Below are 14,914 nucleotides of genomic sequence, written 5' to 3'. Positions count from 1 at the left end.
TCGGAGGAGCGCTAAGATCGAGACGAATTAGGCGTTAGGACCAGTCGATGCGTTCTGGGGGTATTTATGGGGGCATTTCTGGCGTTTAGCACCGCAACCAATTGATTAATAAGGCGATGTGATTGTCACCGCCTCCACCACCTCGTCGATGCCGGCATCGGCCTGCAGCGGCGTGCCGGGGGGCACCTCGGCGAGGATCCGGCGGGCCAGCGTCAGCAGGCCGGCTTCCACCCCGCCGAACAGGTCCAGGCTGGCACTGCGGAAGCCCTCGGTGCCACGCAGGCGCACCAGCTGCAGGTGGCGCTCGAGTTCGCGCTGCTTCTCCGACAGCACGCCGGCCAGCAACGGCGACTCGATGGCGTCGACCGGCAAGGCGTCGAGGCGATCGCGCGCCTCGTCCAGATCGATCTCCAGGTCGATGTAGCGCAACGGCGGCATCCCGGCGAAACCGCTGGCCTCGAAACCCGCCCACAGCGCGTCGTTGGCCACCGGGGTCAGCGCCAGCAGCCAGTCGATGTCGCGGTCCAGCGCGACCAGCGCCTCGTCGACCGCGGCCGCCACCGGGGGCAGCGCGCGCGGGGCCGCGGCGGCGATCGCGCTCATGGCAGGAACTCGCCGCGCACCGACGCCACCGCGGCCTCGAGGCCGCGCCGCAGGTCGTCCAGCACCGCGATGTCGGCACTGCCGGTCCACTCGTCCATGTAGACCTTCTTGTATTCGAGCGAGATTGCGCAGACCCGTTCCGGCCAGGTGGCATGCAGCCATTCGGGGAAGTGGCCGCCGCCGTCGTAGCGGACATTCTCCCGCACGTCGAGTTCGCGGCCGCCGGCGCGATGGGCGCGCAGGCCGGCCGCCAGCGTCTTGGCCACGTGCCCCCAGCGGGCGCGGTCGAGGGTGGTGGCGCCGACGTCGATGTCGGGGTTGCCGGCCTCCGGTGCGGGCGGGTCGCCGGCACCGTCGCGACGGTGGTTGTAGCTGTGGATGTCCAGCACCAGCAACGCGGGGAAGCGCTGCAGCAGGGTGTCGACGAGTTCGCGGAACATCGCATAGAAGCGATCGTGCGCCGCCAGCGAGGTCGCCACTTCCGCTTCGGGCAGCGCGCCCTTCCATACCCGCAGACCCCAGGTGTCGGCCGGGTCGGTGGACAGCGCCAGCGCCCGCGGCCGGTTCAGGTCGACCTGGAAGCGCGAGGCACGCACGCGCAGGCGGACGTCGCCGGCCGCCACCAGCGCGCCGGTCAGCGGGTCCTCCTCGCGGCGGCGGCCGGCGTCGTCCACCGCCAGGTGCGGAAGCAGCGCGGTGCGCATCGCATGGCCGTCGTGGATCGCAGTGGCGATGACCGGGCCGTCGCCCAGGACCAGGTCCCAGTCTTCGTCCGGCCGGGCCAGCGCGAGTGGGGCCGCGCGGGTGAAGAAGCCACCGCCGGCAGGCGTGTCGGTGCTCTTTCCGTCCATGGGCCGATGCTTCCACCCGCGTCATGAGGGCCGGGTGAGCGGCTGAACGGTGCGTTCAAGAAACGCGCGGGAACGGCGTGCATGCGCATGGCGCGGCTCGCGAACGAGGCGCCGGGCACTCGTGAATGGGCAGCTACCTGCTCGCGAACGAGGCGCCGGGCACTCGTGCTTGGGCGGATACCTGCTCGCGGGTGGGGTTCCAGGCACTCGTGCACGAGCGGGTGACGGCTCGCGGGTGGGGTTCCAGGCACTCGTGCACGAGCGGCTCCCTGCTCGCGGGCGCGGCATCAGCCGCTCGCGCTCGGGCGGGTGACTGCTCGCGGACGAGGGACCCGGCACTCGCGCACGGGCGGGTGACCGCTCGCGGACGAGGCGCCGGGCACTCGCGCACGAGCGGGTGACGGCTCGCGTACGACTCCCGGAGGGGCGTCCGCGAGCCGTCGCAGTGTCATTCGCGAGCGGGCCGGGGCTCGCCGCCGGCCCCCCCAGGTCTCAGGCGTCGCGGTGGAAGTGCGCGTAGCCGCGGGCCGGCGGCTGCCACTCGGCGCCGTCGGCGTCGAAGGCCCGCACCCGCTCGCCGGCGACCACGTCGCCGATCCGGGTCACCGCCACGCCGGCGGCCGCGGCGGCGGCACGGATGGCGTCGTCGCGCGCGGCGGGCGCGGTGAAGGCCAGTTCGTAGTCGTCGCCGCCGCTGGCCTGGCAACGGGCAAGCGCCTCGCCATCAACGGCGGCGCGCAGTCCGGCCGATGCCGGCAGTGCGTCGCGATGCAGGCGGATGCCGACGCCGCTGGCGTCGCAGACGTGGCCGAGGTCGGCCAGCAGGCCGTCGGAGACGTCGATGCAGGCGTTCGCCTGCCCGGCCAGCGCGGCACCCAGCGCGACGCGCGGGACCGGCCGGTCGAGGCGCGCGCGCAGCGCCGCCGGCACCGGCGCGCCGCCCTCCAGCAGGGCCAGCGCCGCGGCGGCATCGCCGAGCGTACCGCTGACCCAGACCGCATCGCCGACCCGCGCGGCGTCGCGCCGCAACGCACGGCCGGGCGCCACGAGGCCGTGCACGGTCACGCAGACCGACAGCGGGCCGCGGGTGGTGTCGCCGCCGACCAGGGCGACGCGGTGGGCGTCGGCCAGCGTCAGGAAGCCATCGAGGAAGCCGTCGAGCCAGCCGGCGTCGGCATCGGGCAGGGACAGCGAGAGCGTGCACCAGGCCGGCTCGGCCGCCATCGCCGCGAGGTCGGACAAGTTGACCGCCAGCGCCTTCCAGCCGATGTCGGCAGGGGCGGTGCCACGCGGGAAGTGCACGCCGTCGTTGAGGGTGTCCATCGCGACGACGAGCTGCCGCCCGGACGGCGGCTGCAGCAGGGCGGCGTCATCGCCGATGCCGAGCACCACGTCGTCGCGCACGCCGGCACGGCGGCGGATGCGTTCGATCAGGTCGAACTCGGCCACGCGCCGTGCCCCCGACCGGTCGCGCGGGTCAGCCGCGCGCGGCGCCGACCTCGGCCACGCGCCACTCGGCGGCGGCATGGTCGAGCACGCCGTTGACGTAGGTGTGGCCGTGCTCGGTGCCGAACTTCTTGACGCTCTCGATCGCCTCGTTGATGACCACGCGATACGGCACGTCGAGGCGGTGGCGCAGTTCATAGGCGGCGATGCGCAAGCCGGCGCGCTCGATCGCGTCGACCTCCTCCACCTTGCGGTCGAGGAAGGGCGCCAGCGCTTCGTCCAGTTCCTTGCGGTGCGCGTCGACGCCGATCACCAGGTCTTCGAAATAGGCGAGGTCGGCCTGCTCACGGGCCTGCTCATGGGCGAACTGGGCGATCACCTCGCGCACCGGCGCGCCGGACATCTGCCAGGCGTAGACCGCCTGCAGGGCGCGGCGGCGGGCGCGGGTGCGTGCGACCGGGTCGATGCCATCGGGACGGCGACGGTTCATGGCTGGGCTTCCTCGATGAAGTCGGGCAGGTCGAACGCGCCGGCGGGGAGCTGCGAGAACAGGTGGGCCATCTCGATCGCGACCAGGGCGGCTTCCTCGCCCTTGTTGCCGTGGCTGCCGCCGGCGCGGGCCTCGGCGTCCTCGAAACGGTCGACAGCCAGCACGCCGTTGGCGACCGGCACGCCGTGGTCGAGCGATACCTGCATCAGCGCATTGGAGCAGCCGTCGGCCACCTGCTCGTAGTGGCGGGTGTCGCCGCGCACCACGCAGCCCAGCGCGACGAAGGCGCGGTAGCCGCCGGCATGGGCCAGGCGGGCGATGGTCAGCGGGATCTCCCAGGCGCCGGGGACGCGGATCACGTCGACGTCGGACTCGGCCACGCCGTTCCCGGTGAAGGTCGTGCGCGCCCCGGCCACTAGGGTGTCGGTGATGCGCGGGTTCCAGCGGCTGGCGATGATGGCGTAGCGCGCGCCGTCGGGGCTGCGCAGGTCGCCTTCGATATGGGACATGGAGGGGCCGGTTCTCGGGAAAGGTGTCAGTTTAGCGGCTGGTTTGTGACAAACCGTCATCGGGCCGACATCCGCGCTCAGGCCGGGTCCACGTACTCAACCACTTCCAGGCCGAAACCGGCCAGGCCGATCTGCTTGCGCGGCGTGCCCATCACGCGCAGTTTGCCGAGCCCGAGGTCCGCGAGGATCTGGCTGCCGGCGCCGTTCCGCCGCCATTCGCTCAGCGCCTGCCCGCGCCCGCCGCCGTCGCCGGCCGGCTCGGCCTCGGCGCGCGGGGCCGCCTGGATGCGCCGCAGCAGCGCGTCGGGGCCCGGGGCGTCGCCGCCGAGCACGACCAGCACGCCGCGCCCTTCGGCGGCAATCGCCGCGAGCACGTCACCGACCGCCGGGCCGAAGTCCGGACGGCGCCAGTGCAGGGCGTCGGCCAGCGGGTTCATCGGGTGCACCCGTACCAGGGTCGGGATCGACGGCACCGCCTCGCCCAGGGCCAGGGCGAAATGCAGGCCGTGGTTGAGCCGGTCGCGGTAGGTGACCAGCTGGAACTCGCCGTGCTCGGTGTCGATCGGGCGCGCATCGACGCGTTCGACGGTGTGCTCGGTATCGAGGCGGTGGCCGATCAGCGCTTCGATCGAACCGATCTTCAGGCCGTGCGCCTTGGCGAAGGCCTCCAGCTGAGGGCGCCGCGCCATCGAGCCGTCCTCGTTGAGGATCTCCACCAGCACGCCGGCCGGCTCCAGCCCCGCGAGCATCGCCAGGTCGGCCGCCGCCTCGGTGTGGCCGGCGCGGTTGAGCACCCCGCCCGGCTGCGCCTGTAGCGGGAAGATGTGGCCGGGCTGGTGCAGGTCGCCGGGCTTCGCATCCGGACGCACCGCGGTGCGCACGGTATGCGCGCGGTCGTAGGCGCTGATACCGGTGGTGACGCCCTCGGCGGCCTCGATGCTGACGGTGAAGTTGGTGTGGTGCTGCGAGGTGTTGTCGCGGACCATCGGCGGCAGGCCGAGCTGGGCGCAGCGCTCGCGCGTCAGCGACAGGCAGACCAGGCCGCGCGCGTGGGTGACCATGAAGTTGATGTCCGACGGCTTGACCAGCTCGGCGGCCATGATCAGGTCGCCTTCGTTCTCGCGGTCCTCGTCGTCGACGATGACGACCATGCGGCCGTTGCGGATCTCCTCCAGCAGTTCGGGGATCGGCGCGAAGCTCATGCCTTGTCCTCCGCGTCGCGACCGGCCAGCAGCCGCTCGACATAGCGCGCGACCAGGTCGATCTCGAGGTTGACCAGGTTGCCGACGCGGGTCTGCGCGAACGCGGTGTGCGCGACGGTATGCGGCACCAGGGCGACCTCGAAGCCATCGCCGTCGACCTCGTTGACGGTCAGGCTGACGCCGTCGACGCAGATCGAGCCTTTCTTGGCGATGTAGCGCAGCAACGCGGCGGGCGCAGTGAAGCGCCAGCGCTGCGCGCGCGCGTCGTCGGTGATCGAGACGACCTGGCCGAGGCCGTCGACATGGCCGCTCACGAGGTGGCCACCGAGGCGGTCGCTGGGACGCATCGCGCGCTCCAGGTTCACGGGCGCACCCGGCTCGAGGTGGCCGAGGCTGGTCAGCGCCAGCGTCTCGTTGGAGGCGTCGGCGGCGAAGCCTTCGGCGTCGAAGTCGATGACGGTCAGGCAGACGCCGTTGACGGCGATGCTCTCGCCGAGGCGGACGTCGTCGAACGGCAGGCTGCCGGCCTTGAGGTGCAGGCGGACGTCGCCGCCCAGGGCTTCGGTGGCGGCGAGGTGGCCGACACCTTCGATGATGCCGGTGAACATCAGCACGCCTCCGGGGAGGCGGGACGCTGGGTGGAGCGGTGGCTGGTCATAACGTTTCCCGCGTGGTTGGGCGAAAAACGCCTTGCAGGCATGAGGCACGCGCGCCCCGCGGAAATCCGTGGGTGCGTGCGTTGCCGTCTTCTTCCATCCGGACTGTGGGCCGTCCCGGCAGGCCGGGCGCAGCGTGACCGTCGGCTCCGGCATTGGACCGGATCTGCTGACCCTCCGGCGGTGCCGGAGGCGCTCGCGGGCTCGCCTCGAAAGGCCTACCGCCGGTGGGGAGTTCCACCCCGCCCTGAAGACGTCGATGTGGTCTGCCGGCGTACCCAAGGGGCCGTCGGCGCGGGGATTCTACCACCGGGGCCGGGGACGCCCCGGAACGGCAGTGGAACGGGGTGTCCCGATGGGGGCTCGGGAATATCGCTGTGAGGTTCGCGGGTATGGCGGGAAGGTCGCGGATTTGGCGCGGAGGCTCGCGGATCAAGCAGGTGGCCTTGGGCTGCCATGACACCGGCTGCGCGGAGACGGCTTCGGACAGCGTCGCCGCCCGCCGGGATGGGGGTTGCTGCGCCCTCCTGACGACGTCCTGTCTTCAAGTCGGGTCGCCGGACGTCCTGTCCGGCTCTCCGCACCCCCCATCCCGTCGACCGGCGCCTTCCGCGACCGTGGAGTTCCGGGCTTCGGGTGTTCTTGAAAGCGCAAGCGGAGTGTCCAGAAATCGGTGGCCTTCCGAATCCCAGTCGGCCGGCCCCTATCTCCACGCGCCGACGGCACCGGCGTGGCCGGGGGGCTTCGCGGCGAAATCAAGGAGGAGGCGGCCGCTGGCGGCCGCCGGGGGACATTCGTCGCGAAGACCACCGGATCGCGCCGGGGCGTCCGGCCGGTCGCGGCGGTCCCCCTCGCGTCAGTCCGGCTTCCGGCGCAGGTGCAGGAACAGCGGCCAGGTGAGCCGGCGGATGCGGTCGGCGGGACCCCAGGCCGCGGCCAGCGCCGGGCCGTGGCGCTCGACCGGATCGTCGCCCGTCGCGGCGAGGCAGCGCGCGCGGGCGGAGCCACTGGCCAGGTAACCGAGGAAACGCGGCAGGGTCCAGTCGGCTTCAAGCATCAACGCGGGGGCCGGTACCGGCGGGAACGGCCACGCGTAACCGGCGTAGGCGGCATCGACCTCGGCCCGCTCGGGCGGCCAGTGGGCCTCGATCTGCCGGCGGTAGTCGCCCACCGCCGCGTCCATGCCCGCCGGCGGCAGGAAATCGCCGTAGCCCCAGGCCGCCAGCACGCCACCGGGCACGAGCACGCGTTCGCATTCGGCGAAGAAGCGGGCGCGATCGAACCAGTGCAGCGCCTGCGCCACTGCGACCAGGCCGACGCTGGCGGCGCCCAGCGCCGTGCGTTCGCCCGGTTCGACCGCGAGGTCCACGCCGCTTCCGGCGGCGTCGTGCGCCCAGTGCCGCGCCAGCTGCTCCGCGCTCGGGTCGCGCGCATGCACGACGCCGAAGCGCGCCGCCAGCCCGCGGGTGGCCTGACCGCTGCCGCAGCCGGGCTCCCACACCGCCTGGCCGGCAGGGGCGGCCGCCGCCAGGGTGTCGAACAGGGCATCGGGGTAGCCCGGCCGCGCCGCGGCATAGGCGCCGGCGACACCGGAGAAATGGTCCTTGAAGCCGGCGCCGGCCACGACTCAGCCCCGGCCAGCGGGCCCGAGGACGAGCCGGGTGTCCTCGCCGAAGCGGCGGCTGTCGAGCACCTCCAGCCGCAGGCGGTCGGCCATCGTCGCGATGTCCAGCCCGTCGAACAGGGGACGCGCCTTGCCCCCCAGCAGGACCGGGGCGACGTACAGCACGAGTTCGTCGAGGAGGCCGGCCTGCAGGAAGGCCCCTGCCAGCGTCGCGCCCGCCTCCACGTGGACCTCGTTGGCCTGGTGGCGCTCGGCGAGCATTCGGAGGACGGCGTCGAGATCGAAGCGCCCGGCCTTGACCGGCGCCGACACGATCTGCGCATCGAGCCCGCGCGGCGGCTTGGTGTCCGGGGCGTGCACGTACAGGGTCGGAGCGTCGCCCTCGCGCACCCGGCCGCGCGCGACCGTGGCCAGGCCCGGGTCCAGCACCACGCGCATCGGCGGGATGACCGGGCGGTCGTCCTCGAGCCGCGCGGTCAGCAACGGGTCGTCGGCCAGCACGGTACCGGCGCCGGTCAGGATGACGCTGCTGCGCGCGCGCCAGTGCTGCACGTCGAGGCGGGAGGCCTCACCGCTGATCCACTTCGACTCGCCATTGGCCAGCGCCGTACGGCCGTCCAGGCTGGTGGCCAGTTTGACCCGCACCCACGGGCGGCCGCGCTCGATGCGCGACAGGAAGCCGCGGTTGAGATGCCGGGCCTGCGCCTCCATCAGTCCGCAGGCCACCTCGATCCCAGCCGTACGCAGGCGCTCGAAGCCCTTGCCGGACACATCGGGGAACGGGTCCTGCATCGCCGCGACCACGCGCGCGACACCGGCCTCGACCAGCGCCTCCGCACACGGGCCGGTACGCCCGGTATGCGCGCAGGGCTCCAGCGTCACGTAGGCGGTCGCGCCCTTCGCGGCGTCGCCGGCTGCACGCAGTGCGTTCACTTCGGCATGCGGCTCGCCGGCCCGCACGTGCAGGCCCTCCCCGACGACCTCGCCGTCCTTCGCGAGCACGCAGCCGACCATGGGATTCGGCTTGGTGGTGTAGGCGCCCCATTCGGCCAGGCGCAGGGCGCGGGCCATGAAGGCGTGGTCGGCGGCGGTGAAGGCAGTGGCCGGCGGCGGGGTTCCGGGCATGGAACGGCATCCTCCTCGATGGGGTGCGTGCCGGGGCCGCCGCTAGCGCTTGCGGCCCCGGGCGGGGGGCTCCGGCGAGTCGAGCAGGGGCAGCTGGCCCTCGCCCGCGTGGTCGCTCTCCAGCCGGTCGAGCTCCTCGCGGAAGTCGGCGACGTCCTCGAAGGACCGGTACACCGAAGCGAAGCGCACGTACGCGACGTGGTCGAGCTTGCGCAGCTCGGCCATGACGAACTCACCGACGCGCAGCGAGGCCAGCTCGCGCTCGGCGGTCATCCGCAGCTGGTGGACCACCGCGCGCACCGCGGCCTCGATGTCCTCCTCGGACACCGGGCGCTTCTGCAGGGCACGGTCGAAACTGGCGCGCAGCTTGCGCGCGTCGAAGGCCTCGCGGCGGCCATCGCTCTTGATGATCGCCGGCAGTTTCAGCTCGATGGTCTCGAGCGTGCTGAAGCGTTCCCCGCAGGCCTCGCAGACACGACGACGGCGGATGGTGGCGCCGTCGTCGGACACCCGCGAGTCGATCACGCGGGTGTCGGCGTGCTGGCAGAACGGACAGTGCAAGGGCGGCCTCGCCTGCTCAGCCGTAGACCGGGAATTTCCGGCACTGCGCGGTGACCTTGTCGCGCACCGTGGCGATCACGCCCTCGTCCTCCGGCGCGTCCAGCACGTCGCAGATCCAGTGCGCGAGCTCGGTGCAGTCGGCTTCCAGGTAACCTCGCGTGGTGACCGCCGGCGTGCCGATGCGCAGGCCCGAAGTGACGAAGGGCTTCTGCGGGTCGTTCGGCACCGCGTTCTTGTTGACGGTGATGTGGGCCTTGCCCAACGCCGCCTCGGCGGCCTTGCCGGTCACGCCCTTGCCGATCATGTCGATCAGCATCAGGTGGTTCTCGGTGCCGCCGGAGACGATCTTGTAGCCGCGCTCGATCACCACCTTGGACATGGCCTGCGCGTTCTTGACGACCTGTTGCTGGTAGTCCTTGAACGACGGGTCCAGCGCCTCCTTGAAAGCCACCGCCTTGGCGGCGATCACGTGCATCAGCGGGCCGCCCTGGATGCCAGGGAAGACGATGCTCTGCAGCTTCTTCACCAGCTCCTCGGACGGGTCCTGGGCGACGATGATGCCGCCACGCGGGCCGCGCAGGGTCTTGTGGGTGGTCGAGGTGACCACGTGCGCATGCGGCAGCGGATTCGGATAGACGCCGGCGGCGACCAGGCCGGCGACGTGCGCCATGTCGACGAACAGGATCGCGCCGACCTTGTCGGCGATCGCGCGGAAACGCGCCCAGTCGATCTTCTGCGAGTACGCCGAGAAGCCGGCCACGACCATCTTCGGCTTGTGCTCGAGCGCGAGGCGTTCGACCTCGTCGTAGTCGATCAGGCCGGCGTCGTCGACGCCGTACTGCACCGCGTTGAACAGCTTGCCCGAGACATTGACCTTGGCGCCGTGGGTCAGGTGGCCACCGTGCGCGAGCGACATCCCGAGGATGGTGTCGCCCGGCGCCAGCAGGGCCAGGTAGACGGCCTGGTTGGCCTGGCTGCCGGAATGCGGCTGCACGTTCGCGTACATGTTCTCCGTGGAGCCGGCCCCGAACAGCGCCTTCAGCCGGTCGATGGCCAGCTGCTCGGCCACGTCCACGTACTCGCAACCGCCGTAGTAGCGCTTGTGCGGGTAGCCCTCGGCGTACTTGTTGGTCAGCACGCTGCCCTGGGCTTCCATCACGCAGGGACTGGCGTAGTTCTCGCTGGCGATCAGCTCGACATGGTCTTCCTGGCGCTGGGCTTCGGCGGCGATGGCCTGGGCCAGTTCGGGGTCAAATCCTTCGATACGGACGTCGCGCGGGAACATTGCGTCTCCGGGGGTCGTGGTGGGGTGGGAGGGGACCTCGAAGTCTACGCGAACTTGAACGCCGGCACGGCCCGCGCCGCGTCCCGGCTGGCATCGCCCCCGGCGGTACGGGATAATCCGCGGTCACCTGATCGAACCTGGACGGCCCCTGCCCCTCGGCGGCGGCCGCCGTCGCCCTGCGGAGCCCCCATGTCGCAATACATCTACACCATGAACCGCGTGTCCAAGGTGGTCCCACCCAAGCGGCAGATCATCAAGGACATCTCGCTGAGCTTCTTCCCGGGGGCCAAGATCGGCCTGCTCGGCCTGAACGGCGCGGGCAAGTCGACGGTGCTGAAGATCATGGCCGGCGTCGACACCGACTTCGAGGGCGAGGCCCGCCCGCAGCCGGGGATCAAGGTGGGGTATCTGGAGCAGGAACCGCAGCTCGACCCGGAGATGACCGTGCGCCAGGCCGTCGAGGAAGGCGTCGGCGAGGTGCTGCAGGCCCAGGCCGCGCTGGAACAGGTCTACGCCGCCTATGCCGAGGACGGTGCCGATTTCGACGCGCTGGCCAAGGAGCAGGAGCGCCTGGAGGCGATCCTCGCCAGTGGCGACGCCAACACGCTGGAGCAGCAGCTGGAGATCGCCGCCGACGCGCTGCGCCTGCCGCCGTGGGATGCGAAGATCGGCCCGCTGTCGGGCGGCGAGAAGCGTCGCGTCGCGCTGTGCCGCCTGCTGCTGAGCAAGCCGGACATGCTGCTGCTCGACGAGCCGACCAACCACCTCGACGCCGAGTCGGTCGAATGGCTGGAGCAGTTCCTGGCGCGCTACACCGGCACCGTGGTGGCCGTGACCCATGACCGCTACTTCCTCGACAACGCCGCCGAGTGGATCCTCGAGCTGGACCGCGGTCGCGGCATCCCGTGGAAGGGCAATTACACCGAGTGGCTGGTCCAGAAGGACGAGCGCCTGAAGCAGGAAGAGAACCAGGAAAAAGCCCGCCAGAAGGCGATCCAGAAGGAACTGGAGTGGTCACGGCAGAACGCCAAGGGCGGCCGCTCGAAGGGCAAGGCGCGCCTGGCCCGCCTGGACGAGCTGCAGTCGGTCGACTACCAGAAGCGCAACGAGACGAATGAGATCTTCATCCCGCCGGGCGAGCGCCTCGGCAACTCGGTGATGGAGTTCAGGAACGTCTCGAAGAAGTTCGGCGACCGCCTGCTGATCGACGACCTGTCGATGATCATTCCGCCCGGCGCCATCGTCGGCATCATCGGCCCGAACGGCGCCGGCAAGTCGACGCTTTTCAAGATGATCACCGGGCAGGAGAAGCCGGACTCCGGCGAGATCGTGGTCGGCCCGACCGTGCAGCTGTCCTACGTCGACCAGAGCCGCGAGAAGCTGGAAGGCAACCACAACGTTTTCCAGGAAATCTCCGGCGGCCTGGACATCCTCAACATCAACGGCATCGAGATCCAGTCGCGGGCCTACATCGGCCGCTTCAACTTCAAGGGCCAGGACCAGCAGAAGATGGTCGGCAGCCTGTCGGGTGGTGAGCGCGGCCGCCTGCACATGGCCAAGACTCTGCTGCAGGGCGGCAACGTGCTGCTGCTCGACGAGCCGTCCAACGACCTCGACATCGAGACCCTGCGCGCGCTGGAAGATGCCCTGCTGGAGTTCCCGGGCAATACCTTCGTGATCTCGCACGACCGCTGGTTCCTGGACCGCATCGCCACGCACATCATCGCCTTCGAGGGCGACTCGCACGTGGAGTTCTTCCAGGGCAACTACCGCGAGTACGAGGAAGACAAGAAGCGTCGCCTCGGCGACGACGCCGGTCCGCACCGCCTGCGTTTCAAGGCGCTGAAGTAAAGCCCCACCGCCTGCCCGCGCGAGTGCGCGGGCGGGCCCGATGCCGCGGCCGGTCGCCGCCTGGACGAGGTCCCCCGATGAGCTTCATGCAGGCCCTTCACGCGCGCTGGAACCAGGCCGGGACGCTGGTCTGCGTCGGCCTCGATCCGGAACCGGCGAAGTTCCCGGCGCGCTTCGCCGGCGATCCGGACGCGGTCTTCGCGTTCTGCCGCGACATCGTCGACGCCACCGCGGAATTCGCCTGCGCGTTCAAGCCGCAGATCGCGCACTTCGCCGCGCTCGGGGCCGAAGGCGCACTCGAGCGGCTCATCGCTCATGTGCACGCCGAACACCCCGGCGTGCCGGTGATCCTCGACAGCAAGCGCGGCGACATTGGCAGCACCGCCCAGCATTACGCGACCGAAGCCTTCGACCGCTACGCGGCCGACGCGGTCACCGCCAACCCCTACCTGGGCCGCGACTCGGTGCAGCCCTTCCTCGACCGCGCCGACCGCGGCGTCGTCGTGCTGTGCCGCACGTCGAACCCGGGCGCCGGCGACCTGCAGGACCTCGTGGTGGACGGTCGCCCGCTCTACCAGCACGTCGCGGACAAGGTCGCGAACGAGTGGAACTCCCACGGCAACTGCATGCTCGTGGTCGGCGCGACCTGGCCGGAGCAGCTGCGCGAGGTCCGCGCGATCGTCGGCGACGTGCCCTTCCTCGTCCCCGGCGTCGGTGCGCAGGGCGGTGACGCGGGCGCCGTCGTGACCCATGCGCGGACCGCCGACGGCAGCGGCCTCGTGATCAGCAGCTCGCGGGCGATCCTGTACGCCTCCAGCGGCGACGATTACGCCGAGGCAGCCGCCCGCGAGGCGCGCGCGCTGCGCGACACGATCAACCGCGCGCACTGACGCGCTGGCTTAACGGCGAAGTGCCGCACGCGCCACCGCGAACGGGTAGCGCAGCCAGATCGCCGTGAGCACGGCCATGCGCGTCGGCAGGCGGAGTCGCGATGCCTCGAAACGGCGGAAGTAGCGCGCCAGCCCCCGGTGTTTGTGCCACTCGACGAAGAACGGTCGGCTGCGGCTCGACACGCCGCGCAGGTGCAGGACGCGGACCCGGTTGGCCACCGCGAGCTGGGCCCCGGCCTCACGCGCACGCCGGCACAGGTCGAGATCCTCGGCATGCAGGCGGTAGCCTTCGTCGAAGCCCCCGATACGCTCGAACAGCGTGCGCGGCATGAGCATCAGCGCGCCGGACACGGCCTGCACCGGCTGCAGTTCGGTCGCGTCGTCGGGCGGCACGGCCATCACGTGCGCCGTACTGCGGCGCAGGAACGTGCCGGCCAGCAACCCATGCAGCATGGACCCGAAGTCCGGATCGCGCCGCCGCGCCGCGGCATCGCGGACGCCGTCTTCGTCGACCAGGTCGGCGCCGATCAGGGGCATTTCGAGCGAGCGCGCCCACGTACGCAGGCGCGCGAGCGCATCCGGCTCGAGCAGGCAGTCCGGATTGACGAACGCGAGCCACGGCGACTGGCTGTCACCGGCGCCCTGGTTGCAGGCCACGGCGAAGCCGGGGTTGTCGGGGTTGGCGATGAAGCGCACGCGCGGGTCGCGCGCGGCATGGCGTTGCACGATCTCGAGGGTGCCGTCATCCGAGCCGTTGTCGACGACGCGGATCTCGGCGACCCCGTCGGAGGCCTGCAGGCGATCGAGGCACTCGTCGATGGTCTCGGCGCTGCGGTAGCTGACCACCACGGCCGCGATGGGCGCGTCCGACGGCGTCATGGTGCCTCCGTCGCCGACGACCGTGGGCCGGACCGGCCTGACTCGCCCGCGTCGCGTGCTTCGCCCGACACAGCCGCCCCGACGTTATCGGCGGGATCGGCGGCGTGGAAGAACAGGTCGCGTTGCGGATCGTCCCGGTCCTGCTCGACCAGGCACGCATGCAGCCGGGCCCGCGGCTCGCGCAGCGGGTCCTGCATCAGGAAGCGTGCCAGCCGCGGGTGCCAGTCGGGCCAGCGCGCGCCCAGGCGGTCCATGTCGCCGTCGAATGGCCTGCCCTCGCGCTCACGCAGCACGAAGGCGTTCTCGCACAGGACGTTGCGCCACCCCAGGCCGGCCAGGCGGAGCGACAGGTCCGCCAGCGCCGCGTACCAGGAGCCGTAACTGTCCGTATCCAGCCCGCCGGCTCGCAGGCGTGCCTTGCCGCGCAGCAGCACCGCATGCTCCACCGCCGCGGGCAGCTCGGGATTGAAGGTCGGCATCGAGGCCGCCGCGCCGGCGATCGCCACCGGATCCGGCATCGGCGAGATCTCTCCGATCCGGGGCCATGCCGCGGCCTCGCCGGCATTGCACCAGGGCGTCGCGGTGCCGATGGAGGCATCACCGCGCACGCAACCGGCAAGGCGGGACAGCCAGCCCGGCGTCGGCCGCGCGTCCGGCGAGAGGACCACCACGTCGGCATCGCCGCAGGCCCGCAACACCTCGTCCAGGTGCGCGACCGGCCCGATCCGCTGCTGGCGCCGGGTGTAGTCGGCCTGCAGGCGCGTTCCCGCCATCCAGCGCTCGACCAGTGCGTACCCGCGCGGTCCCGACTCCGCATCGTCGGCCAGCCACACGCGCGTGCCGCGTGGCGTGCAGGCGTCCAGCGCGCCGAGGCAGGCATCGAGGGACGTCTCGTCGGTCCCGACGGGGATCACGACGACGGGCAGTTCAGCCATGCAGGTG

General features: G+C 71.5%; 15 protein-coding genes and 1 riboswitch. Of the genes, 2 read left to right on the top strand and 13 right to left on the bottom strand.

Annotated elements, in window-relative coordinates; all coding sequences use genetic code 11:
- Positions 1–105 precede the first annotated feature (105 nt).
- The 11 genes from H4F99_RS05905 to glyA form a co-directional block, all read right to left on the bottom strand.
- A complete protein-coding gene (locus H4F99_RS05905) occupies positions 106–603 on the bottom strand; it encodes a tyrosine/phenylalanine carboxypeptidase domain-containing protein (protein WP_182668794.1) in 498 nt (165 codons plus the stop codon).
- Positions 600–1,454: an N-formylglutamate amidohydrolase gene (locus H4F99_RS05900; protein WP_182668793.1), complete on the bottom strand. Its 855-nt coding sequence runs from the start codon at positions 1,452–1,454 to the stop codon at positions 600–602. The genes H4F99_RS05905 and H4F99_RS05900 overlap by 4 nt, the downstream gene beginning before the upstream one ends.
- Before the next feature lie 492 nt (positions 1,455–1,946).
- Entirely contained in the window at positions 1,947–2,903 is a 957-nt protein-coding gene (gene thiL / locus H4F99_RS05895; RefSeq protein ID WP_182668792.1) for a thiamine-phosphate kinase, read from the bottom strand.
- 28 nt (positions 2,904–2,931) lie between these two features.
- Positions 2,932–3,390: a transcription antitermination factor NusB gene (gene nusB, locus H4F99_RS05890; RefSeq protein ID WP_182668791.1), complete on the bottom strand. Its 459-nt coding sequence runs from the start codon at positions 3,388–3,390 to the stop codon at positions 2,932–2,934.
- Entirely contained in the window at positions 3,387–3,899 is a 513-nt protein-coding gene (ribH, locus tag H4F99_RS05885; RefSeq protein ID WP_182668790.1) for a 6,7-dimethyl-8-ribityllumazine synthase, read from the bottom strand. Before ribH ends, nusB begins: the two co-directional genes overlap by 4 nt.
- 77 nt (positions 3,900–3,976) lie before the next feature.
- On the bottom strand, positions 3,977–5,101 hold the full coding sequence (gene ribB, locus H4F99_RS05880; RefSeq protein WP_182668789.1) for a 3,4-dihydroxy-2-butanone-4-phosphate synthase: 1,125 nt from the start codon (positions 5,099–5,101) through the stop codon (positions 3,977–3,979).
- Complete coding sequence (locus H4F99_RS05875; RefSeq protein ID WP_182668788.1) at positions 5,098–5,709, bottom strand: riboflavin synthase; 612 nt, start codon at positions 5,707–5,709, stop codon at positions 5,098–5,100. Before H4F99_RS05875 ends, ribB begins: the two co-directional genes overlap by 4 nt.
- Before the next feature lie 132 nt (positions 5,710–5,841).
- Positions 5,842–6,016, bottom strand: a riboswitch (FMN riboswitch).
- 597 nt (positions 6,017–6,613) lie between these two features.
- Positions 6,614–7,381 (bottom strand): methyltransferase domain-containing protein, encoded by a 768-nt coding sequence (locus H4F99_RS05870; protein WP_182668787.1) that lies wholly within the window; start codon positions 7,379–7,381, stop codon positions 6,614–6,616.
- Between the two features lie 3 nt (positions 7,382–7,384).
- On the bottom strand, positions 7,385–8,506 hold the full coding sequence (gene ribD / locus H4F99_RS05865; protein ID WP_182668786.1) for a bifunctional diaminohydroxyphosphoribosylaminopyrimidine deaminase/5-amino-6-(5-phosphoribosylamino)uracil reductase RibD: 1,122 nt from the start codon (positions 8,504–8,506) through the stop codon (positions 7,385–7,387).
- Between the two features lie 42 nt (positions 8,507–8,548).
- On the bottom strand, positions 8,549–9,067 hold the full coding sequence (gene nrdR, locus H4F99_RS05860) for a transcriptional regulator NrdR (protein ID WP_182668785.1): 519 nt from the start codon (positions 9,065–9,067) through the stop codon (positions 8,549–8,551).
- A gap of 16 nt (positions 9,068–9,083) precedes the next feature.
- A complete protein-coding gene (gene glyA, locus H4F99_RS05855) occupies positions 9,084–10,352 on the bottom strand; it encodes a serine hydroxymethyltransferase (protein ID WP_182668784.1) in 1,269 nt (422 codons plus the stop codon).
- A gap of 189 nt (positions 10,353–10,541) precedes the next feature.
- On the opposite strand from glyA, the gene ettA reads away from it, so the two are divergent.
- The gene (gene ettA, locus H4F99_RS05850) at positions 10,542–12,203 is read left to right on the top strand and encodes an energy-dependent translational throttle protein EttA (protein ID WP_182668783.1); all 1,662 of its coding nucleotides are present in this window, start codon (positions 10,542–10,544) and stop codon (positions 12,201–12,203) included.
- Positions 12,204–12,280: 77 nt separating this feature from the next.
- Positions 12,281–13,093 carry an orotidine-5'-phosphate decarboxylase gene (gene pyrF / locus H4F99_RS05845; protein WP_182668782.1) on the top strand — a complete coding sequence of 271 codons (813 nt, stop codon included), beginning with the start codon at positions 12,281–12,283 and terminating at the stop codon, positions 13,091–13,093.
- A gap of 9 nt (positions 13,094–13,102) precedes the next feature.
- Here pyrF and H4F99_RS05840 read toward each other — a convergent pair whose 3' ends face one another.
- A complete protein-coding gene (locus H4F99_RS05840; RefSeq protein WP_182668781.1) occupies positions 13,103–13,972 on the bottom strand; it encodes a glycosyltransferase family 2 protein in 870 nt (289 codons plus the stop codon).
- Positions 13,969–14,907: a glycosyltransferase family 2 protein gene (locus tag H4F99_RS05835; RefSeq protein ID WP_246371315.1), complete on the bottom strand. Its 939-nt coding sequence runs from the start codon at positions 14,905–14,907 to the stop codon at positions 13,969–13,971. The genes H4F99_RS05840 and H4F99_RS05835 overlap by 4 nt, the downstream gene beginning before the upstream one ends.
- Positions 14,908–14,914 lie beyond the last annotated feature (7 nt).

This window comes from Marilutibacter penaei, assembly GCF_014145395.1.
Lineage (GTDB): Bacteria > Pseudomonadota > Gammaproteobacteria > Xanthomonadales > Xanthomonadaceae > Marilutibacter > Marilutibacter penaei.
This window is presented reverse-complemented; position numbering and strand designations above follow the sequence as displayed.